Source organism: Kitasatospora sp. NPDC093550, assembly GCF_044764985.1.
Classification (GTDB): Bacteria; Actinomycetota; Actinomycetes; order Streptomycetales; family Streptomycetaceae; genus Kitasatospora.
In genome coordinates this window covers 44,103-64,874 of the sequence record NZ_JBIWJF010000016.1, presented here as the reverse complement: position 1 = coordinate 64,874, position 20,772 = coordinate 44,103, and the positions used below count along the sequence as shown (strand labels likewise).

The window sequence follows — 20,772 nt, the reverse complement described above, 5'->3', positions numbered from 1 at the left end:
CGGTCCCGGTCCCGGTCCCGGGGGAGCGATCACGAAGGCGCGACGGCGCGAAGGGCCCGGCGGGCGGAGCCGCCGGGCCCTGGGGGGCGGTGGGGCGTCAGGCGGTCTGGACGGCGGTGTCGTCGATCACGAAGCTCGTCTGCAGCGAGGAGTCCTCGACCGCGTTGAACTTCACGGTGACCGTCTGGCCCGCGTAGGCCGACAGGTCGAAGCTGCGCTGCTGGTAGCCGCTCGCGGCGTCCACGTTGGAGTAGGTCTTCAGCGTGGTGCCGTTCACCGACACGGTCAGCTTGTCGTACGCGGTGGTGCCGGTCTCCGCGGTGTCGACGTGCAGCCAGAAGCTCAGCGTCGCCTTGCAGCCCGCCGGGATGCTCACCGTCTGCGACAGCGTGTCGGTGTGGCTGGAGCCGTAGCCGTCCAGCCACGCCTTCCACGAACCGCCGTGCGCGGCCTGGCTGGCGCTGTTGTCCACCACGCCCGAGGAGGAGGTCCACGGCGAGGCCGAACCGGTCTCGAAGCCCGCGTTGCCCAGCAGCTGCGCCGGGATGCAGTTGCCCTCACTGCCGAAGACGTTCCAGGTGAAGTTCGCGGTGGCGGTCTTGCCGGCCGAGTCCTTCACCGTGACGGTCACCGGGTAGCTGCCGGCGGTGGTCGTGGTGCCGCCGATCAGGCCGGTGGAGGCGTTGATCGACAGGCCCGGGGGCAGGCCGGTCGCCGAGTAGGACAGCGGGGCGGTGCCGCCGGAGGCGTTGATCTGCAGGCTCACCGTGCTGCGCACCGCCGTGGACTGGTCGCCCGGGCTGGTCACCGAGACCCCGCTGCCGGCCGGCTTGGTGAGCAGGCAGCCGGCCACGTTGAGGTCGATGGCCCGGGTGGAGTTCAGGCAGGTGGTGAACCAGTAGGTCTCCTCGCCGTAGCTCTGCCCCTTGACGGCCTTGGTGGTGCCGTCGGCGGCCACCTCGCACGGGTTGTTGAGGGTGCACATCGCACCGTCGTCGTTGCCGGTGTTGTTGATGCCGATGATCCGTCCGCTGGCGGAGTCGATGATCGGCGAGCCGGAGGTGCCGTGCGTGGTGTTGCAGCCGGTGTTGTAGCGCAGCGAGTCGTGCCAGGTCCACTCGTCCTCGCGGAGGGTGGGCACGAACCCGTTGACGGAGCAGTTCCAGACCTGCTTCCAGTACCCGGACGGGATGTACATCGCGGCGCCGTCGGTCGGGTGCGCGTCGCTGACGGTCAGCGCGGTGGCGCCGTACTTGGAGCTGATCGAGCCGTAGGTGTCGGTGAGTTGGTAGAGCGCGACGTCGGTGCCCGTCATCGTCGCGTAGATCACCTTGTCCGCCTGGACGGTGCCGAGGCTGTTGCCCGCCCCGTCGAGCAGGGTGCCGCTGCGGCTGGCGCTGACGTTCTGGATGACCTGCCCGGCCGAGGGCATGGTCGGCAGGCAGTGCCCGTTGGTGAGCATCAGTGCCCGGTCGCCGGCCACCGAGGTGGGGTAACGGACCAGCGAGGCGGAGCAGTTGCTCAGGGCGATGGTGCTCGTCAGGTCGGCCGCCTGAACGGCGTGCGCCGGGGCGGCGGCGAAGGCCAGCCCGCCCGCGACGACGGCACTCGTACCGGCCACCGCGACAAGTCTCTTGAACATGGCTCTCCTTGTGGGGGATCGCGGGGTGTACGACTGGTCGCCGACGCCCGCGCCGCACGAAAGTGCCATGGCCACTACAAGGGGTCAACGGTTCCGACCGAACTCGCCACTCCTCGCCGCCTGTTGTGCCATCCGGCGGTCACCACCCGTCCCGGTATGCCCGTTACGCACTAGGGTTGCGGGACCTCGTTCCCCGTCTTGGACGAGGAGTCGGCGTTCCCCTTGCCGTCGTCCGCGCGGAGCTTGACGGTCCAGATCGTCCCGCCTCCGTCCGGCGTGAACTCGTGCTGCTTCCCCACCTTGACGAACCGACAGTCCTGCGTGAACTGCTTCAGCTCGGAGTCCCAGTCCACCCCGGTCGTGTAGTAGATCTCGTACGACCCGTCCTTGACGCCCTCGATGGTGGCCACCTGCCCCTTGGCCGCGTACCCCGAGGCCACCGCCTTGCCGTCCGCCGCTAGCGTGAAGACGGCGTCCACCTCTCCGTTGTTGTCGAACTTCAGCGTGCCCTTGCCGCCGTTCCCCGCGTCCCGGACCACGGAGCCGTTCGCCAGGGACCGCGGCTGCGGCTGCGGCTTGGGCAGCTCCGGCACGGTGAAGGTGGCCTGGTAGCCGGCCTGGCCGCCGCCACCTTCCCGAGGCCGGTGTTGATCGGTTCGATGGCCTGGCCGAGCGTCGTCCCGTACGGCGTCGGCGCGGCCGTCGGCGACGCGCTCGGCGCGGCGGTCCCGCCGCCCCCGCCTCCCGAACAGGCCGCGAGCAACAGCACCCCTCCGACGACCGAACCGGACCTGGACACGGACCCCGTGGACCTCACGACCCCACCCCTGATGTCATCCGGCACGCGCTCCCCACGCGCACACGAACGGACATGCTGCCGAGCACGAACCACCCGCGTCAACAGGGTGCGGACGACCACCCGAAGGGCCCGCCCCGGGGCGCCCCGCGGGGTCAACTACGATCGGGCACGTGCTCAGCCTCACCGGACTCCCCCTCCAGATCATCGCCGCGGTCCTCGCGATCGCCGTCTTCGCCGCCACCATGTGGCTCTGGCCGCGGTTCGGCGGGAAGGGCTGGAAGGCCTGGCTGGGCCGGATCGGGGCCTTCCTGGCCACCCAGGTCGCGGTGCTGGTCGCGATGGGCCTGGTCGCCAACAGCTACTTCGGCTTCTACAGCTCCTGGACCGACCTGCTCGGCACCAGCGGCAAGCCGGGCACGGTGGTCGACCACACGCCGAACGCCTCCGGGGTGGCCGTCACCGGCCAGCAGAGCTTCTACTCCTCCCAGGGCTCGGACCCGCAGCGCTCGGGCCTGATCCAGCAGGTCGCCGTCAAAGGAGCGGGCAGCGGTCTGAGCACCGAGGCGTACGTCTACCTGCCGCCGCAGTACTTCCAGCCGGACTTCGCCAAGCAGCGCTTCCCGATGGCCCTGGTGCTGACCGGCTACCCGGGGACGCCGGAGAAGCTGATCTCGCTGATGCAGTACCCGGCCTCGACGCTCACCGCGATCGAGGAGAAGAAGCTGCCGCCGACCATCCTGGTGATGACCCGCCCGACCCTGGTCGGCAACCGGGACACCGAGTGCGTGGACGTGCCGAACGGCCCGCAGGTGGAGACCTTCTTCACCAGTGACCTGCCCAAGGCCCTGGCCGGCACCTACCGGATCGGCTCCGACCCGGCCAACCGGGCCGTGATCGGCAACTCCACCGGCGGATACTGCGCGCTCAAGTTCGCGCTGCGCAAGCCCGACTCCTACCCCGCCGCCGTCGCGCTCTCCGGCTACTACAGCGCGGCCCACGACCCGAGCACCGGCGACCTGTTCGACGGCAACGCCCAGCTGAAGCAGGAGAACGACCTGCTGTGGCGGCTGAAGAACCAGCCGCCGGCGCCGGTCTCGCTGCTGCTGACCACGGCCTACGACGAGAACAACTACGACGAGACCAAGGCCATGGTCGCCGCCTTCAAGGCCCCGACCAAGATGTCCACGATCACCCTGGACACCGCCGGCCACAACTTCCACACCTGGACCCGGGAGATCCCCCCGGCCCTGGAGTGGCTGGGCAAGCACATCACCATGCCGCCCTCGGCCTGACGCACCCCCGCCTGACGCCTCCCGCCCTGCCGCAACCGCGCCCTGACACAACCCCGCTGACGCCCGGTAGATCGGCGCCGGTAGATCGACGCCCGGCAGATCACACCCGGCTCACACCCCCGTCTCACGCTCCTCTCAGCCGCGCCACCCACCGTATGGCGCATGACCACGAGCAGCTACTCCCCTCCGGCCGGCGACCCGTGGCCCGAGGCCGCGAACTACCCGCCACCGGAGGTAACGGTTTCGGGTGCGGCCCGGCCGGACCCGGCCCCGCTCTTCCCCGAGCAGCCCCTGCCGCCCGCCAGGCCCAAGGGGTCCGCCTCCTGGTCCGGCCGGCTGCGCACCCTCCCGGCCCGCGCCTGGCGCGGGCGCGCGGACGACCCGCGCTGGGTGCGCCCGGCCCTGCTGGCGCTGCTGGCCGCGACCGCCGTCCTCTACCTGTGGGGCCTGAGCGCCTCCGGCTGGGCCAACGCGTTCTACTCGGCCGCCGTGCAGGCCGGTACGCAGAGCTGGAAGGCCCTCTTCTTCGGCTCCTCCGACGCCGGGAACTTCATCACCGTCGACAAGCCCCCGGCCTCGCTGTGGCCGATGGCGCTCTCGGCGCGCGTCTTCGGGCTCTCCTCCTGGTCGGTGCTGGCCCCGCAGGCGCTGATGGGCGCGGCCACCGTCGGCGTGCTGTACGCGACGGTGCGCCGCCGCTTCTCCCCGCTCGGCGGCCTGCTGGCCGGCGCCGCGCTGGCGCTCACCCCGGTGGCGGCGCTGATGTTCCGCTTCAACAACCCGGACGCGCTGCTGGTGCTGCTGCTGACGCTGGCCGCGTACGGGCTGGTGCGGGCGACCGAGACGGCGAGCACCCGCTGGCTGCTGTTCACCGGCGTGATGTTCGGTCTCGCCTTCCTCACCAAGACCCTGGCGGCGTTCCTGATCCTGCCCGCCTTCGCGGTGATCTACCTGGTCGTGGCACCCACCGGCTTCTGGCGGCGGGTGCGGCAGACCCTGCTCGCCGGGGTGGCACTGCTGGTCTCCGGCGGCTGGTGGGTCGCGATCGTCGAGCTGATGCCGGCCTCGGCCCGCCCGTACATCGGCGGCTCGCAGGACAACAGCTTCCTCTCGCTCACCTTCGGCTACAACGGCCTCGGCCGGGTGGACGGCAACGAGCGCGGCAGCGTGGGCGGCGGCGGACGGATGCCGGCCGGGATCGACCTGCCGGGCGGCGCGATGCCCGGCCGCGGCCGCGGCTGGGGCGAGACCGGCCTCACCCGGATGTTCGGCACCGACATCGGCGGGCAGATCGCCTGGCTGCTGCCGGCCGCGCTGATCCTGCTGCTGGTCGGCCTCTGGGCGACCCGCCGCTACGCCCGTACGGACACCGCCCGCGCGGCGTTCCTGATCTGGGGCGGCTGGCTGCTCTCCACGGCGCTGATCTTCAGCTTCATGTCCGGGATCTTCCACCAGTACTACACGGTGGCGCTGGCCCCGGCCGTCGCGGCGCTGGTCGGCATGGGCGTGGACGGGCTCTGGCGGGCCCGGCACCGGCTGCCCTGGGCGCTGGTGCTGGCGGGGACGCTCGCGGTGACGGCGGTCTGGGCGTTCGTGCTGCTCGGCCGCAGCTCGGACTTCCTGCCGTGGCTGCGCTGGGCGGTGCTGGTCGGCGGGCTGGCGGCGGCGGTCGCGCTGGTCGGCGGGCAGCTCGCCGGACGGGCCTCCGGCCGGGCGGGCGCGCGGATCGCCACGGTGGCGGGCCTGGTGGGCCTGGCCGCGGCGCTCGGCGGTCCGGCGGCGTACGCGGTGGACACCGTCGGCACCCCGCACACCGGCTCGATCGTGACCGCGGGACCGGGCGTGCAGGGCGCGTTCGGACCGGGCGGGGCCGGACGGAAGGGCGGCAAGGGCTTCCCGGGCGGCACGGGCTTCCAGGGCGGCGGCAACGGCCGCTCGTTCGGCCAAGGCGGCCAAGGCGGCCAGGGCGGCCAGGGTGGCCAGGGCGGCCAGCAGGGCTTCGCCGGCGGGTTCCCCGGCTTCCCGGGCGGCGGTCCGGGCACGGGCTCCGGCTCCGGCAACGGCTCCGACCACGCGAACGGACGCCACCAGCGCGGCACCGACGGCACCTTCCCCGGTGCCCCCGGCGCCCCCGGCGCGACCGGCCCCGAGGGCTTCGGCGGGACGGGCCCCGGCGGCATGGGCGGCATGGGCGGCATGGGCGGCCTGCTCGGCGGCACCAAGGTGAGCGACGAGGCCGCCGCCCTCCTCACGGAGAACGCCGACCGCTACACCTGGGCGGCCGCCACCGTCGGCTCGCAGAACGCCGCCAGCTACCAACTCGCCACCGGCGAACCGGTGATGGCCCTCGGCGGCTTCAACGGCACCGACCCCTCGCTGAGCCTGGCGGGCTTCCAGAAGTACGTCCAGGAGGGCAAGGTCCACTGGTTCATCGCCGGTGGCGCCCGCGGCGGCTTCAACGGTTTCGGCGGCCCGAACACCGGCGCGACCGACAGCCAGAGCGCCGGTACCGGCGGTGACGAGAAGCAGTCGGAGAACACCCGGATCGAGTCCTGGGTGGCCGCCCACTTCACCGCCAGGACGGTCGGCTCGGCCACCTTCTACGACCTGACGGCCCCGACCTCCTGACCCCGCAACGGCCGAGGGGGCGTGCCGCGTTCGCGCGACACGCCCCCTCGGCCGTACCCCGGGCTCAGTCGGACGGGCAGTGCGTCCCCTCCGCCGGCATCCGGCCGTCCGCCAGGAACGCCGTGATCGCCGACCGGACGCACCCGCTCTTGTCGTACGCGGTGTGCCCGTCCCCCTCGCGGGTGAGCAGGACGCCGCGCTCCAGCCCGGCGGCCAGCCGCTGCGCCCACGGGTACGGCGTGACCGGGTCGTCGGTGGAGCCGACGACCAGGATCGGGCCGCTGCCGTGCGCCCGGACGGTGTGCGGGCGTTCGGTCGAGCGGTACGGCCAGGGGCGGCAGTCCGGGGTGAGCAGGGTGGTGAGGGGGTTGTGCCGGCTGGTCAGCGGGGCCTGGGCGGCGAGGTCGGCGAGGGCCGCGCTCAGCTGGGGCTCGGTGGGCGCCGGCAGGTCCACGCAGGAGATCGCCGCGAACGCGTCCGCGACGGTCGTGTAACTTCCGTTCTCCGCCCGGCCGTTGGCGCCGTCGGCGAGGCCGAGCAATCCGTCGGCCTCGCCCTGGGTGAGGGCCGGCGCGAGCGCCTCGCGCAGCCGGTACCAGGAGCGCTGGCCGTCGTAGAGCACGTTGAGGACGCCGGCCCAGGCGAGGGCGGCGGTGAGGGTGCGGCCGTCGCCGGCGCGCAGCGGGTGGGTGCTCAGACCGTCGAGGAACTTCGCGAGGCGCTGCGGGGCGGTGGCCGGGTCGGTGCCGAGCGGGCAGGTGTCCCCGTCGTCGGTGGCGCAGCCGGCGGCGAAGGCCCGGAAGGCGGTCTCGGCGGCGACGGCCTGCTCGACGTCGAGTCGCATCGGGTCGGTGCCGTGCTCGACGGCGCCGTCGAGCGCGAGGCGGCCGGTGCGGTCGGGGAACTCCTCGGCGTAGACCGCGCCCAGGTGGGTGCCGTAGGAGAGGCCGAGGAAGTTCAGCTTGCGTTCGCCGAGGGCGCCGCGCAGCACGTCGAGGTCGCGGGCGGTGTCGCGGGTGCCGACGTGCGGGAGCAGACCGGCCTGCTGGGACCGGCAGGCGTCGGCGAGGATCCGGCCGTGGTCGTAGGCCTGGTCGTCGGTGGCGTTCCACTCGTCGCGGGTGCGGTCGTCGAGGCAGTGGACCGGGCTGGTGGCCCCGGCGCCGCGCGGGTCGAAGCCGACCAGGTCGAAGCGGTCGTGCAGCTGCTGGTAGGTCTGCCAGTCCCAGCGGACCATGCTGATGCCGGAGTTGCCGGGCCCGCCGGGGTTGACCAGGAGGGCGCCGATCCGCCGGCGCGGGTCGGCGGCGGGCAGCCGGGCGAGGGCGACGTCGAGGGTGCGGCCGCCCGGGTCGGCGTAGTCCAGCGGCACGGTGAGCGTGCCGCATTCGATGGCCGGCCCGTCCTGGCCGGCGTCGGTCTCGTCGGGGCAGTTCCGCCACTCGATCCGCTGGCCGTAGAGGGCGCGCAGGGCCGGGGTGGCGGTGGCGGCCACCAGGTCGTCGAGCGGCGGCCGGTTACCGGCGCGGCCCGCGCCGCCGGAGCCGGTACAGCCGCCCAGCAGGGCGAGGGCCGCGGCGAGGGCGGGCAGGGCGCGCCTGGGGAGCCGGGAGATCTTCGGGGACACCGCCCACGAATACCATCCGACTCGTACCCGATGCACACCGGGCCCGTCCCGGCAAGCCCCGGCGCGACGTCTTCTCCGCCGCTTCTCCGCCGCTTCTCAGCCGCTTCCCCGCCGCTTCTCAGCCGCCGATCGCCGACATCGGGCGGTCGGGCCGGACGAAGTCCGCGCTGCCGATGGCGTGTCCGGGCCCCTTGCCCGCCACCGAGGTCCGCCAGGCCGCCTCGATCGCCGCGTCGTCCGCCCCGCCGCGCAGCAGCGAGCGCAGGTCGGACTCCTCCGTCGCGAAGAGGCAGTTGCGCAGCTGCCCGTCCGCGGTCAGCCGGACCCGGTCGCAGCCGCCGCAGAACGGGCGGGTGACCGAGGCGATCACGCCGACGACGGCGTCGGTGCCGGCGATCCGCCACTCCTCCGCCGGGGCGCTGCCGTGCCGTCCCACCGGGACGAGGTCGAAGCGCTCCCCGAGCGCGGCCAGGATCTCCTCCGCCGTCACCATCGCCGTACGGTCCCAGGCACCCTGGGCGTCCAGCGGCATCGACTCGATGAACCGCATCCGGTACCCGTGTTCGACGGCGAACTCGGCCAGCGCGACGATCTCGTCCTCGTTCACGCCGCGCACCGGCACCGCGTTCACCTTCACCGGCCCCAGCCCCGCGGCCTTCGCCGCCGCCATCCCGGCCAGCACGTCGGCCAGGCGGTCCCGCCGGGTGATCGCCGCGAACCGCTCCGGGCGCAGCGTGTCCAGGCTGACGTTCACCCGCCCCAGTCCGGCCTCGCGCAGCGCGACCGCGGTGCGCCCCAGGCCGATCCCGTTGGTGGTCAGCGACAGTTCCACGCCGAGCGCGGCCAGCCGTCCGACCAGCCCCGGCAGCCCCCGCCGCAGCAGCGGTTCACCGCCCGTCAGCCGGACGGAGGCGATCCCCAGCCGCCGGACGGCGATCCGCACCAGCCGCACCACCTCGTCGTCGTCGAGCACCTCCGCCCGGGCGAGCCAGTCCAGCCCCTCCGCCGGCATGCAGTACGTGCAGCGCAGGTTGCAGCGGTCGGTCAGCGAGACCCGCAGATCGGTGTGGACCCGGCCGAAGCGGTCCACCAGCGGGTGCGGTGCGGTGTTCATCGACCCAGTACAGGCGGCGGACGCCCGCAGGACCAGCGGCCGAACCACCGGGGGGCGGCCGCCGCCTGCGGCGTCCCGTTGTGGATTCCCACAATGCGCGCCCCCGTCCCGGAGGGGCAGGCTGGGCCCATGCAGACTGCGCCGACACCCGCCGGGGCCGCCCCGGTCGCCGCCCTCGTGCTCGCCGCCGGGGGCGGGCGGCGCCTGGGCGGGCGGCCCAAGGCGCTGATCCGGTACGGGGGCCGGCCGCTGGTGGAGCACGCGGTGGCGGTGGTCCGGGCCGGCGGCTGCGCGGACGTCACGGTGGTGCTGGGCGCGGCGGGCGAGCGGGTCCGGGCGACCACCCACCTGCCGGGCTGCCGTCTGGTGGCCAACCCGGACTGGGCGGGCGGCATGGGTTCCTCGCTGCGGGCCGGCCTGGCCGCCCTGCCGCCGCGGGCCCCGGCGGTGCTGGTCATGCTGGTGGACACCCCGGGTGTCACCCCGGCCGCGGTGGCCCGGCTGCTGGCCGCGCACCGGGCCGGCGCGGACCTGGCCGCGGCGGCCTACGACGGCCGGCGCGGCCACCCGGTGCTGATCGGCGCCCGGCACTTCGCCGAGGCGGCCGCGGGCGCCTCCGGCGACGCCGGGGCCCGCGCCCTGCTGGCGGCGCACGCGGCGGAGGTCGTCCTGGTCGAGTGCGCCGACGTCGCCGCCCCGGACGACCTCGACACCCCCGCCGACCTGGCCCGCTGGTCCGCCGGCTGACCGTCGTCCTCGGGACGGAGGCCGACTCCTCCCCGACGGTCGGGGGCCCCTGATCCGTCCCTGAGGATTGCCCCATTCCGCGCCCAACGCCGGACATTTCGGGGAGCATGGGAATCGTCCCACGCACCCACCCACACGACGGACGGAGCCCGCGATGGCAGGACTGCCCGACGACTTCACCGGACACGACCCCTCGCTGCCGGGGGCGGGCGGTGGCGCCCGGGCGATCCGCTGCCCCGCCTGCCGCCGGGAGCACCTGTACGAGCCGCCGTCGCTGCCCTGTCCCTGCGGCGCCTCGCTGAAGGTGCCGCTGCTGCGCGGCGGGGTGCCGGTGCAGGTGCGGTTCCGCTCCTGGGAGGACTCCTGGCTGAGCATGCGCTGCCCGCACTGCGGCCGCTCCGACCAGTGGCCGCAGCCCGAGTTCACCTGCAACTGCGGTGCCACCGTCCGGCTGCCGGTGGACCGCACCACCCGCCTCGGCAGCGGTACGGCCGGCCCGCTGGCCGCCGCCGGCCCGCAGGCCACCCACCCCCACCCGGCCCACCCGATGGGCGCGCCGGTGCCCACCCCGCCCGCGCCGCCCGGTGCCCCCGCCGGCCGCTCCCGGCCGTTCCGGCACCGCACTCCGTTCCGGCCGCACCCGGTGCGCACCTCGCAGGACGCGGTGTTCACCGCCGCCCGCTACCTGGAGTGGCTCGGTTTCGACGACCTGGAGCTGACCGAGGCCCAGGAGCGCGACGGGGTCACCCTGTTGGGCAGCCGGATGGTCGCCCAGGTCGACACCTGGACCGAGCCGGCCGACGTGAAGTCGGTCGAGTGCCTCTGGCTGCAGACCCTGCACGCCGAGGAGATGGCCGCCGCGATGTTCACCCTCGCGGGTTATTCGCACCAGGCCACCGTGCGCGGCGAACAGCTGCTGGTGGCCCTGTTCAGCCTGGACCTGGCGGGTGTGCCGCAGCCCGCGAACGGCGCCGCCGAGGCCCTGATGGAGACCGGCTGGACCTCCTGACCGTCCCCTGACCGCCTCCTGAGCGCGTTCCCGGCGCCGCTCGTCGGCCTGCTGACCGCCGCCCGACCGCCGGAGCGCTCCACTAGATCATTTCGGCGCCGAACGCAACAACCTCCGCTCGTGATCTGGTGCACAAGCTCACCCCCGTGTTGAATTGCCGCCACAGCGCGGGCCTTTCGCCCTGCCGTCGCCATGCGCACGGGTCGTGGCGGCAGGGCCCCAGGGGCGGGTCCGTGCCCTGCCGGATGGCGCACACAAGGAGGTGGCGTTGTCGGAGCACGGATGGGGCCCGAGCGGCCCGGAGGGGCGGGGGCGGGCGGCAGCGGAGGAGCCGGGCGACACCGTGTGGCGACTGAGGTCCCGGGGGTGCTGGCAGGAGGCCGCCGAACTGTTGCGCCCGGCCGCCGAACAGGACCCGTCGGCGGCCCTCGGACGCGCCGAACTCCTCATCGAGCAGTGCCTGTTCACCGCGGCCCACTGGGCCCAGGCGGAGCAGGCGCTGCGCCTGGCGGAGGCGCTGGCGGCCGGCACCGAGCAGCGCGCGGCCGCCGCCTGCGCCCGCGGCTTCCTCGCGTACGTGGCGAGCGTGCTCGGTCCGCGGGACCGGCTGGACGAGGCGCAGGCCGCGCTCGGCCGCACCTCGGCCCTGCTGCCGCCGGACGCACCCGGCCGCCCGCTGCTGGACTTCCGGCGCGGACTGGTCGCCGAGAACCTGCTGCGCGACCGCAGCGCCGCCTGGATCGCCTACCGGCGGGCGCACGAGGGCGCCGGCGAGCGCGGGGACGAACTGCTGCGCTCGTACACCTGGCGCCACCTGGGCGCGTTGGCGCTCTCCCGCGGGGACCGCGGCAACGCCCGGGAAGGCTTCGACGCCTCACTGCGGCTGCGCGAGCAACTCGGGTTCACGGTGGGGGTGGCTCCGGCGCTCGCGGCGCTCGCCGAGGTGTCCGAGGCCGCCGAGGCCGCGCGGCTGCGCGCCGAGGCGGCCCGGCTGGTGCAGGCCCTGGGCGGGGTGCCGGTCTGGCTCGCGCGCCAGCTGGGCGCCGCCCGCGCGCCGGTGCCTCCCCCGGACGGACGCATCGTCGACGAGACCCGGGGAACAATCAGCTAAGGTGAGCCTAACCTGGCCGGGGGGAGCAGTACCCCGGCCGGGTCGCCTTGCCGTTCCCCGGGCACCGCCATGCCCCGGTCCGGCCGCGCCCCGCACCGCACCGCCGCCGGGCTCGGCCGGGCGGTCCATGGGCGGCCCCGGTCGACCCGATGGGGCCCGCCCATGTCCGCGAGCAGCACCAGGCCCGGCCCCGCGCCGTGCGCCCCCCGCACCCCCGGCGCGCACGCCTCCGCATCCGACGCCCCTGGCACTCCCAGCACCCCGGACACCCCGGCCCCGGCCGCCACCCGGGCCGCCCCCGGCCCACCGGCCGCTCCCCGCACCCCCGGCGGGCACGCCCCTTCCCCCGCCCCGGCGCCCGACACCCCGGGCGCCCCCTCGTACCACCGGCTGACCGGGCTCACCCCCGTGCTCAGCGTGCGCTGCGCCCCGCCCCCGCCCGGCCGCGGCTGGCTCCGCGCCGCCGACCTGGCCGCCCGGCCCGAGGCGGTGCGCGAGCTGATCGCCCACGACGCCCGGCGCGGCCTCGCCCGCTACGGGCAGCCGCTGCGCCCGGACGTCGCGGCCGGCTTCGGGCTGCACCGCTTCGTCTGGCCGGTCTCCCTGCTGTTCACGCTGCCGTGGTTCCTGGAGCGCCGGGTGCCCCTGCTCGCCCTCGCGGACGTCGCGCTGCGCCGTCGGCCCGAGGCGGTCGAACTGGCCGTCCGCCCGGCGGAGTTCGCCTGCCTGCCGGACGACCCGGCGGCCGGTTCGCCGCGGACCCGTACGGTGCCGGACGAGGCCGCGCTGGCCGCCGAACTGCGGTGCGCGCTGGGCGGGTTCCTCGCCCCGGTGCTGGCCGCCTTCCGCCCGGAGGCGCGCCGCGGCCCCCGGGTGCTCTGGGCGATGGCCACCGACGCGGTGGTCGAGGGGCTCTGCTACGCGGGCGGCCTGCTGGGGGAGCCGGAACGGGCGCGCGCCGAGCTGTCCGCGCTGCTGGCACCCGCCGACCCCGCGCACGCGCCCGGCGCGGACGGGGGTCCCGCCGCCGCCCCGGCCCCCTTCACCCCGGGCGCCGGCTTCGCGCCCCCGGCGCCCGGGCACGGGGAGGCTTCGCGTACGGACCGGCTCCGGGCCAGCTGTTGCCTCGTCTACACCGCGGAACCGCGGGAGATGTGCGGCGGCTGCCCCCGCGTCACGCGATGTTGACGAAAATCCCTTCGACCGGGAAACCGGAAAGCCCGTCATTCCGGGAATCGCCCACATCAAATTCATACGACGATGCGATTAGTGCTGGGTCAGAAATCCCTCTCCTCAGCGCATTGACAGCGAATCAGTCCTTCGCCCGCCGAGCATCCGTCATGATGGTCCCCGCCATCACGACGTGGGAACGCGACGCAGGAAAGCGAGGCTGGTTCCGGCGATGAAATTGTCCGACATACCGCTCGGGTGGGCCGTCACCGGGGTCGCGGGGCTGCTGGTCAGCGCGCTCCTGGTGGCCCTGCTCCGCAGCCGGGGATCCTCGAACGCCTCCGGCCCGGATTCCTGGGAGCGCTCCGAGGAACGGCGCCGCCGCAAGGAATCCCTGTACGGGGCCGCCTCGTACACCCTGCTGTTCTGCTGTGCCGCCGTCGCCGCCGCGCTCTCCTTCCACGGGCTGGTCGGCTTCGGCGTGCAGAACCTGGGCCTGTCCGACGGCTGGGAGTACCTCGTCCCGTTCGGTCTGGACGGCGCCGCGATGTTCTGCTCGGTCCTCGCCGTCCGCGAGGCCAGCCACGGTGACGCGGCCTTCGGCTCGCGGCTGCTGGTCTGGCTCTTCGCCGGCGCCTCGGCCTGGTTCAACTGGGTGCACGCCCCGCGCGGCTTCGGCCACGCCGGCGCCCCCCAGTTCTTCTCCGGCATGTCCCTCTCGGCGGCGATCCTGTTCGACCGGGCGCTCAAGCAGACCCGCCGGGCCGCGCTGCGCGAGCAGGGCCTGGTCCCCAGGCCCCTGCCGCAGATCCGCATCGTCCGCTGGCTGCGCGCCCCGCGCGAGACCTACGCGGCCTGGTCGCTGATGCTCCTGGAGGGCGTGCGCAGCCTGGACGAGGCGGTGGACGAGGTCCGCGAGGACAGGCGGGAACGCGCCCTGGACAAGGAGCGCCGCAAGCTGGCCGGGCGCCGCGAGCGGGCCGAGATCCGGGCCATCAACCGCTCCCACAGCACCTGGCGCCGCGGCACCGGCACGCGGCAGCTGGAGTCCGGCTCGGAGCCCGCCATAGCCGGCGGGTCCGGGGCCGAGCGGCCCGCCACGACCGAACGGGCCGGGCTGGAGCGGCCCGGGGCGGAACGGGCCGGGGTGGAACGGGCCGCCGCGCCGCGCGAGGTCGAGCCCGCCGAGGGCACGGTCGTCCAGCCCGGCCTACCGGCCCGTCCGGAGCGGCGCACCATCGACCTGACCCTGGAGGAGGACACCGTCACGCTCCCCCGGCTGGACTCGCTGGAGCGCAAACTGAAGGACCTGGAGCAGCAGTTCGGCTGACGCCCGGCCGTCCCACGCGTTCCCCGGGGCGCCGACGGTCCCGTCCGGGGCCGTCGGCGCCCCGGACGCTTCGGTCGCCCCGGGCGCTTCAGGCACGCAGGACGCTCACACCGCCCCGGCCGCCCCGGCGCTCAGGCCGCCCCGGCGCTCAGGCCGCCCTGGCCGCTCAGGCCGCCGCGCCGCTGAGCTCGAACCACATCCGCTTGCCGGACCCGCGCGGCTCCACGCCCCAGGAGTCCGCCAGCGCCTCGACCAGCATCAGTCCGCGCCCGGAGGAGGCCTGCTCCCCCGGCGTCCGGCGGGTCGGCCACAGGTCCGACTCGTCCTCCACCTCGACCCGCAGCCGGGCCCGGCCGCCGTCCTGCTCCGGCTCGCGGTAGAGCCGGGCGGTGAACATGGCGTCCCGGTCGGTGTGCCGGATCGCGTTGGTGACCAGCTCGGAGGAGAGCAGCTCGGCGGTGTCGATGAACTCCGCGACGCCCCAGCGGCGCAGCGCGTCGCGCAGCTCGGCCCGGACCTCGGCGACCCGCGCCAGGTCGGCCTGGCCGATCCGGCGGCGCAGCTGCTGGGCGGCGAGGCCGCCCGCCGGGCCGTCCCAGCGCAGGAGCAGCAGCGCTATGTCGTCCTCGCGCTCGCTGGAGTCGGCGGCCTGGGAGGCGATCCGGTCGGCCAGCTCCTCCAGCGGGTCGCGGGCCGCCTGCGCGGCGGGCGGCAGCGGGTGGGCGAGCGCCCGGGTGAGCCGGGCGATGCCCTCGTCCAGGTCCATGCCGCGCGCCTCGACCAGACCGTCGGTACAGAGCAGCACCGTCTCGCCCGGGTCCAGGCTGAACCGGGTGACCCGGTACTCCTGGTCGGGGTCGATGCCCAGCGGCAGCCCGCCGGCCACCGGCACCGCGGAGGCGGTGCCGTCCGCGCGGCGCACCACCGGGTCGAGGTGACCGGCCCGCACGGCGTAGACCACGCCGTAGTCCACGTTGACCTCGGCGTAGGTGCAGGTCGCGAAGTGGTCCGTGTCCAGGTCGGCGAGGAAGCGGGAGGCGCGGGCCATCACGGCGGCGGGCGGGTGGCCCTCGGCCGCGTAGGCGCGCAGCGCGATCCGCAGCTGGCCCATGATCCCGGCGGCGTGCACGTCGTGGCCCTGGACGTCGCCGATCACCAGGCCGACGTGCCCGCCGGGCAGCGGCACCACGTCGTACCAGTCGCCGCCGATCTGCAGTCCGGAGCCGGCCGCGAGGTAGCGCACGGCGGTGCTCACGCCCGGGACGGAGGGGACGGTGCGCGGCAGCATCACCCGCTGCAGGCCGGCCGCCAGCTCGTGCTCGGCGTCGTGCAGCCGGGCCCGGGCCAGCGACTGGGCGACCAGTCCGCCCAGGGTGGTCAGCAGGGTGCGCTCGTCCGCGTCCAGCTCGCGCTCGTCGTCGAAGCTGACCACGCAGACGCCGATCGCCCGGCCGCTGGCCACCAGCGGCAGGTACGCCCAGGAGCCGCGGCCGGTGCGGCTGGTCGGCTCCCACACCTCGGGGTAGCCGTCGCGGAACTCCTCGCGGGTCGAGACGAACACCGGCGCCCGGTGCCGCAGCGCCTCGGCGGCCGGGTGGCCGGCGGGCAGCACGGCCCGGTCCCAGACCGCCAGCGCCTCGGCGCGGTAGCCGGAGGCGCCGAGGATCTTGGCCCGTCCGGCCTCGAAGGAAGCCAGCACCAGGCCGTCCGGCGGCAGTCCGGGCAGCGGCAGCTCGGTGAACACCCGGGCCACGTCACGGACGGTGACGGCTTCGGAGAGGGCCCGGGCCGCCTCCTTGATGAACCGGGAGCGCTCCTCGCGCAGCAGGGCCATCCGGTCGGCGCGGTCGCGCTTGTGCAGTTCGACGGTGGCGTCCCAGACGAAGCCGACCATCCGGGAGGCGCGGCCGAAGGCGTCGGCGAGCACCCGGCCGCGGAAGCGGACCGCGCGCATGGTGCCGCTCGGCCCGACGGTGCGGTAGTAGGCGCCGCACTGGCCGAGTTCGGCGACCGCCCGCTCGACCCGGCGGCGGACCACCGGTGCGTCCTCGGGGTGCAGCAGGGCCAGGAAGGAGTCGGCGGTGCGGTCGAACCGGGCCTGCTCCGCGGTGTCCAGGCCCATGATCGTGCAGGCCCGCTGGTCGCCCTCCAGGACGTCGCGGCGGATGTCCCAGTCGAAGGAGCCGATGCCGTTGGCGGCCATCGCGGGCTCCAGCCAGTCCGGCATGGAGTCGGCGGAGGCGGGCGGCAGTCCGCCGGACAGCACGGGCGCCAGCCGGGCGGCGGCGAGGCCTGGGGACGGGCGCACGGCGTGCGACCGCCGGGCCGGCTGCGCGGCGATGCGGGGCTCGGCGGCACGCGGCTCGGGGGTCCGCGGCTCGGGGGTCCACGGCTCTACGGTTCTGGGCTCTGCGGTTCGCGGCTCGGCGGCGGACACGCCGGGAGTAAGCGCCGGCCCCGGCGACTCGGGCTCAGTGGGCATGCTGCTCCTGCCGCTGCCGTGGCGGACCGCGCCGACCGTCCGGCCGGGCCGCGTGGCGATGTGATGGGTCGTGCTGGATGGGACGGTGCCGGCGGACGGTGGTCAGTCGAGGTTCGGTCTCCCCGCTGCTTCCCGCACGTGGACACACATTCCCACCATCCTGGCCAATGTTCCGCCGAGCGGCAATGCCAACGGGCCGGAAATCTTCCGCCCCGCCTTCTGTTCAGGGCTTCCTTCGACAGCGAATCAATCGACTGCGAACAATCGTACGACCGCCCGGCCGGACTCAGGGGGACGCGAGTTCGAACCAGGTGACCTTTCCGTCGCCTCTCAGCTGCACGCCCCAGGAGTCCGCGAGCGCCTCCACCAGCAGCAGGCCTCGGCCCGAGGTCGCGTACTCGGCCTCCGGGTCGCGCCGGCGCCCGGGCAGCCTGCTCGTGCCGTCCTGCACCTCGATGCGCAGCCGGTGGTCCGAGCCGAGCACCGCGTCGAAGACCGCGCCTTTGGCGGTGTGCAGCAGCGCATTGGTGACCAGCTCGGAGGAGAGCAGCTCGGCGGTGTCGGACAGCTCCGGCACCCCCCAGTGGCTCAGCGCGGAGCGCAGCCGCCGCCGCACCGAGCCCACCGCGACCAGATCGGCCGCGTCGAGCGTCAGGTGCAGCCGCCGGTGCAGTGCGCAGCCGGGGGCCGATGCGCCCGGCAGGGCCGTCCCGGTCGCACCGGTCGAGCCGGTGGCACCGGTCGCACCCGCGGCGCCGACGGGACCGGTGGTGCCGGTCGCCCCGGTGCCGCCGGCCTTGCCCTGGACCGGCCCGGACCGGTAGGCGTCGCCCGAGCTCGTCCGCTGACGCGGGAATCGCGACTGACCGTCCATCACCACATGCCCCCGCCCTGGAATCCGGGCCCCCGCCTCCGGATCCCCCGCCGGCCGGTGGCCCCCTCGATCTGACCACCATCCTCATGCCCAGTTGACGGCGTTTGCAACAGTGTGCGTCCGATCACGTGGGGTGAAAGGGGCACGGGGAGGTTCACGTGATCCAACTGCCCGCGCCGGACAGGTTTGCGAAGCGCAGAGGCCCTTCCCGAAGCCGCCGTCACCCGATCCCGCGCACACCCCGCGCCCGTACGAGCCGTGCGCCCGACCGCGCGCCCCCTGCCCCGCTCCCGCCGCGCGCCGGGCCCTCGGCCCGGCCCGGCGCCCCGGCTCGGGTCCCTCACCCCCATCCCCCGCCCAGGGAGCCGAACCCGCGCGGACCGGCAACGCTGGACAGGGCGGCCCGGTCCGGGTTCAATGGCCCGAGATGTTTGAACGACGTTCTAACATCGACCCCGGAAGCCCCCGAGGCCCCGAGCCGACCCCCTCCCCCGGCGACCGCGAGCGAGGAACCGTGCGACTGACCCCCACCGAGCGGGACCGGCTGCTGATCTTCACAGCAGCCGAACTGGCCCGCGCCCGCCGAGCCCGAGGCGTACGCCTCAACATCCCCGAGGCCACCGCCCTGATCGCGGACACCGTCTGCGAGGCCGCCCGCGACGGCCGGCGCCTGGCCGAGGCCATCGAGGCCGGCCGCTCCGTGCTGACCGCCGACGACGTGCTGCCCGGCGTGCCGGACGTGGTCACCGTCGTCCAGGTCGAAGCCGTCTTCGAGGACGGCACCCGCCTCGCCGTGGTCAACGACCCGTTCAAGGGCGCCGGCTCGCTCGGCGACGAGGCGCCCGGCGGCGCGCTGATCGGCGACGGCGCCGGCTACGACCCGGTCGAGGAGACGCTGCTGCTCCCCGTCCACAACACCTCCGGGGTGCCGATCTCGGTCACCTCGCACTTCCACTTCTTCGAAGCCAACCCGCGCCTGGCCTTCGACCGCGCCACCGCGTACGGCACCCACCTGGCCGTGCCGGCCGGCTCCTCGGTGCGCTTCGACCCGGGCGCCACCGTCGAGGTCGGCCTGGTGCCGATCGGCGGCGAGCGGGTCGCGATCGGCTTCGCCGGGCTGGTGGACGGCCCGCTGGACGCGCCCGGCGCCAAGGAGGCCGCCCTGGCCAAGGCCCGCGCGACCGGCTACCTGACCAGCTTCGACGACGCGGAGGTGCCGTCATGAGTTCGATCACCCCCCACGACTACATCTCCGTGCACGGCCCGCGCGCCGGGGACCGGGTCCGGCTCGGCGACAGCGGTCTGATCGTCCGCGTCGAGTCCGACTCCCAGGCACCGGGCGACGAGTTCCTGGCCGGCTTCGGCAAGACCGCCCGCGACGGCCTGCACCTCAAGCCCGCGGCCGTCCGCGACACCTGCGACGTCGTGATCAGCAACGTGCTGGTGATCGACGCGGTCCAGGGCATCCGCAAGACCTCGATCGGCCTGATCGGCGGCCGGATCGCCTCGATCGGCCGCGCCGGCAACCCGGACACCCTGGACGGGGTGGACGTCGTGGTCGGCACCGGCACCACGATCGTCTCCGGCGAGGGCATGATCGCCACCGCCGGCGCCATCGACACCCACGTCCACCTGCTCTCGCCGCGGATCATGGAGGCCTCGCTGGCCTCCGGCGTCACCACGATCATCGGCCAGGAGTTCGGCCCGGTCTGGGGCGTCGGCGTCAACTCGCCCTGGGCGCTGCGGCACGCGTTCAACGCCTTCGACGCCTGGCCGGTCAACATCGGCTTCCTGGGCCGCGGTTCGTCCTCCGACCCGGCCCCGCTGGTGGAGGCGCTGGCCGAGGGCGGCGCGTCCGGCTTCAAGGTGCACGAGGACATGGGCGCGCACACCCGCGCGCTGGACACCGCGCTGCGGGTCGCCGAGGAGTACGACGTCCAGGTCGCCCTGCACACCGACGGGTTGAACGAGTGCCTGTCGGTCGAGGACACCCTGAAGGTGCTGGAGGGCCGGACCATCCACGCCTTCCACATCGAGGGCTGCGGCGGCGGGCACGTCCCCAACGTGCTGAAGATGGCGGGCGTGCCGAACGTCATCGGCTCCTCCACCAACCCCACCCTGCCGTTCGGCCGGGACGCCCTCGGCGAGCACTTCGGCATGATCGTCTCCGCGCACGACCTCAAGGTCGACCTGCCCGGCGACGCGGCGATGGCCCGCGACCGGATCCGGGCCGGCACCATGGGCGCCGAGGACGTGCTGCACGACCTCGGGGTCATCGGCATCACCTCCTCCGACGCCCAGGGCATGGGCCGGGCCGGCGAGACCGTGCGCCGCACCTTCGCCATGGCCGGCAAGATGAAGACCGAGCTCGGCCCGCTCGACGGCGCCGGCTCGTACGGGACGACGGAGAGCGGCGACGACAACGAGCGCGTGCTGCGCTACATCGCCAAGCTCACCATCAACCCGGCCATCGCGCACGGCCTTTCGCACGAGGTCGGCTCGATCGAGGTCGGCAAGCTCGCCGACATCGTGCTCTGGCGCCCGGACCACTTCGGCGCCAAGCCGCAGCTCGTCCTCAAGGCCGGATTCCCCGCGTACGGTGTGGTCGGCGACCCCAACGCCTCCACCGACCGCTGCGAACCCCTCGTCCTGGGCCCGCAGTTCGGCGCCCACGGGGCGACCGCCGCCGACATCTCGGTGGCCTTCGTCGCCCAGGCCGCCGCCGACGGCGCCTACCTCGACCGCCCCGCCGACGGGCTGCCCACCCGCCGCCGCCGCGTCGGCGTCCGGGGCACCCGCGGCATCGGGCCGCGCGACATGGTGCGCAACGCCCGCGTCGGCCACGTCGAGGTCACCGAGACCGGGCTGGTCTCGCTGGACGGCGCGCCGCTGCGCTCCGAACCGGCCGACAGCGTCTCGCTCAGCCGGCTCTACTTCCTCTGATCTC

The 20,772-nt window shown here is 74.7% G+C and carries 14 protein-coding genes and 2 pseudogenes; 9 read left to right on the top strand and 7 right to left on the bottom strand.

Annotated elements, in window-relative coordinates; translation table 11 throughout:
* Positions 1-97: 97 nt before the first annotated feature.
* The 3 genes and pseudogenes from ACIRD3_RS24905 to ACIRD3_RS24895 all read right to left on the bottom strand — a co-directional run.
* Positions 98-823: pseudogene (locus ACIRD3_RS24905) on the bottom strand (putative Ig domain-containing protein); the annotation flags it as partial.
* Between the two features lie 201 nt (positions 824-1,024).
* Positions 1,025-1,642, bottom strand: a pseudogene (locus ACIRD3_RS24900) (trypsin-like peptidase domain-containing protein); the annotation flags it as partial.
* A gap of 170 nt (positions 1,643-1,812) precedes the next feature.
* Positions 1,813-2,235 carry a hypothetical protein gene (locus ACIRD3_RS24895; protein WP_402220532.1) on the bottom strand — a complete coding sequence of 141 codons (423 nt, stop codon included), beginning with the start codon at positions 2,233-2,235 and terminating at the stop codon, positions 1,813-1,815.
* A 376-nt stretch (positions 2,236-2,611) separates the two neighbouring features.
* Between ACIRD3_RS24895 and ACIRD3_RS24890 the strand changes: the two genes are divergently transcribed.
* Together ACIRD3_RS24890 and ACIRD3_RS24885 are read left to right on the top strand one after the other, a co-directional pair.
* Positions 2,612-3,733, top strand: coding sequence for an alpha/beta hydrolase (locus ACIRD3_RS24890; protein WP_402220529.1), 1,122 nt, complete (start codon positions 2,612-2,614; stop codon positions 3,731-3,733).
* A 162-nt stretch (positions 3,734-3,895) separates the two neighbouring features.
* Entirely contained in the window at positions 3,896-6,361 is a 2,466-nt protein-coding gene (locus ACIRD3_RS24885) for a glycosyltransferase family 39 protein (protein ID WP_402220528.1), read from the top strand.
* A gap of 64 nt (positions 6,362-6,425) precedes the next feature.
* On the opposite strand, the gene ACIRD3_RS24880 is transcribed toward ACIRD3_RS24885, so the two are convergent.
* Together ACIRD3_RS24880 and moaA are read right to left on the bottom strand one after the other, a co-directional pair.
* Complete coding sequence (locus tag ACIRD3_RS24880; RefSeq protein ID WP_402220526.1) at positions 6,426-7,988, bottom strand: alpha/beta hydrolase; 1,563 nt, start codon at positions 7,986-7,988, stop codon at positions 6,426-6,428.
* Between the two features lie 118 nt (positions 7,989-8,106).
* The gene (gene moaA / locus ACIRD3_RS24875; protein ID WP_402220523.1) at positions 8,107-9,102 is read right to left on the bottom strand and encodes a GTP 3',8-cyclase MoaA; all 996 of its coding nucleotides are present in this window, start codon (positions 9,100-9,102) and stop codon (positions 8,107-8,109) included.
* 129 nt (positions 9,103-9,231) lie between these two features.
* On the opposite strand from moaA, the gene ACIRD3_RS24870 reads away from it, so the two are divergent.
* From ACIRD3_RS24870 to ACIRD3_RS24850, 5 genes are all read left to right on the top strand, one after another.
* The gene (locus ACIRD3_RS24870) at positions 9,232-9,849 is read left to right on the top strand and encodes an NTP transferase domain-containing protein (RefSeq protein WP_402220521.1); all 618 of its coding nucleotides are present in this window, start codon (positions 9,232-9,234) and stop codon (positions 9,847-9,849) included.
* Positions 9,850-10,003: 154 nt separating this feature from the next.
* Positions 10,004-10,858 carry a hypothetical protein gene (locus ACIRD3_RS24865; protein WP_402220519.1) on the top strand — a complete coding sequence of 285 codons (855 nt, stop codon included), beginning with the start codon at positions 10,004-10,006 and terminating at the stop codon, positions 10,856-10,858.
* Between the two features lie 343 nt (positions 10,859-11,201).
* Positions 11,202-11,969: a hypothetical protein gene (locus tag ACIRD3_RS24860; RefSeq protein ID WP_402220516.1), complete on the top strand. Its 768-nt coding sequence runs from the start codon at positions 11,202-11,204 to the stop codon at positions 11,967-11,969.
* 162 nt (positions 11,970-12,131) lie between these two features.
* A complete protein-coding gene (locus ACIRD3_RS24855) occupies positions 12,132-13,157 on the top strand; it encodes a (2Fe-2S)-binding protein (RefSeq protein WP_402220514.1) in 1,026 nt (341 codons plus the stop codon).
* A gap of 214 nt (positions 13,158-13,371) precedes the next feature.
* Positions 13,372-14,469, top strand: coding sequence for a DUF2637 domain-containing protein (locus tag ACIRD3_RS24850; protein ID WP_402220512.1), 1,098 nt, complete (start codon positions 13,372-13,374; stop codon positions 14,467-14,469).
* 166 nt (positions 14,470-14,635) lie between these two features.
* On the opposite strand, the gene ACIRD3_RS24845 is transcribed toward ACIRD3_RS24850, so the two are convergent.
* Together ACIRD3_RS24845 and ACIRD3_RS24840 are read right to left on the bottom strand one after the other, a co-directional pair.
* On the bottom strand, positions 14,636-16,777 hold the full coding sequence (locus ACIRD3_RS24845) for a SpoIIE family protein phosphatase (RefSeq protein WP_402220509.1): 2,142 nt from the start codon (positions 16,775-16,777) through the stop codon (positions 14,636-14,638).
* 460 nt (positions 16,778-17,237) lie between these two features.
* Positions 17,238-17,825, bottom strand: a complete 588-nt coding sequence (locus ACIRD3_RS24840; RefSeq protein WP_402220507.1) for an ATP-binding protein — start codon at positions 17,823-17,825, stop codon at positions 17,238-17,240.
* A gap of 514 nt (positions 17,826-18,339) precedes the next feature.
* Between ACIRD3_RS24840 and ACIRD3_RS24835 the strand changes: the two genes are divergently transcribed.
* On the top strand, positions 18,340-19,050 hold the full coding sequence (locus ACIRD3_RS24835; RefSeq protein ID WP_402220504.1) for an urease subunit gamma: 711 nt from the start codon (positions 18,340-18,342) through the stop codon (positions 19,048-19,050).
* Positions 19,047-20,768: an urease subunit alpha gene (locus ACIRD3_RS24830; RefSeq protein ID WP_402220501.1), complete on the top strand. Its 1,722-nt coding sequence runs from the start codon at positions 19,047-19,049 to the stop codon at positions 20,766-20,768. Before ACIRD3_RS24835 ends, ACIRD3_RS24830 begins: the two co-directional genes overlap by 4 nt.
* Positions 20,769-20,772 lie beyond the last annotated feature (4 nt).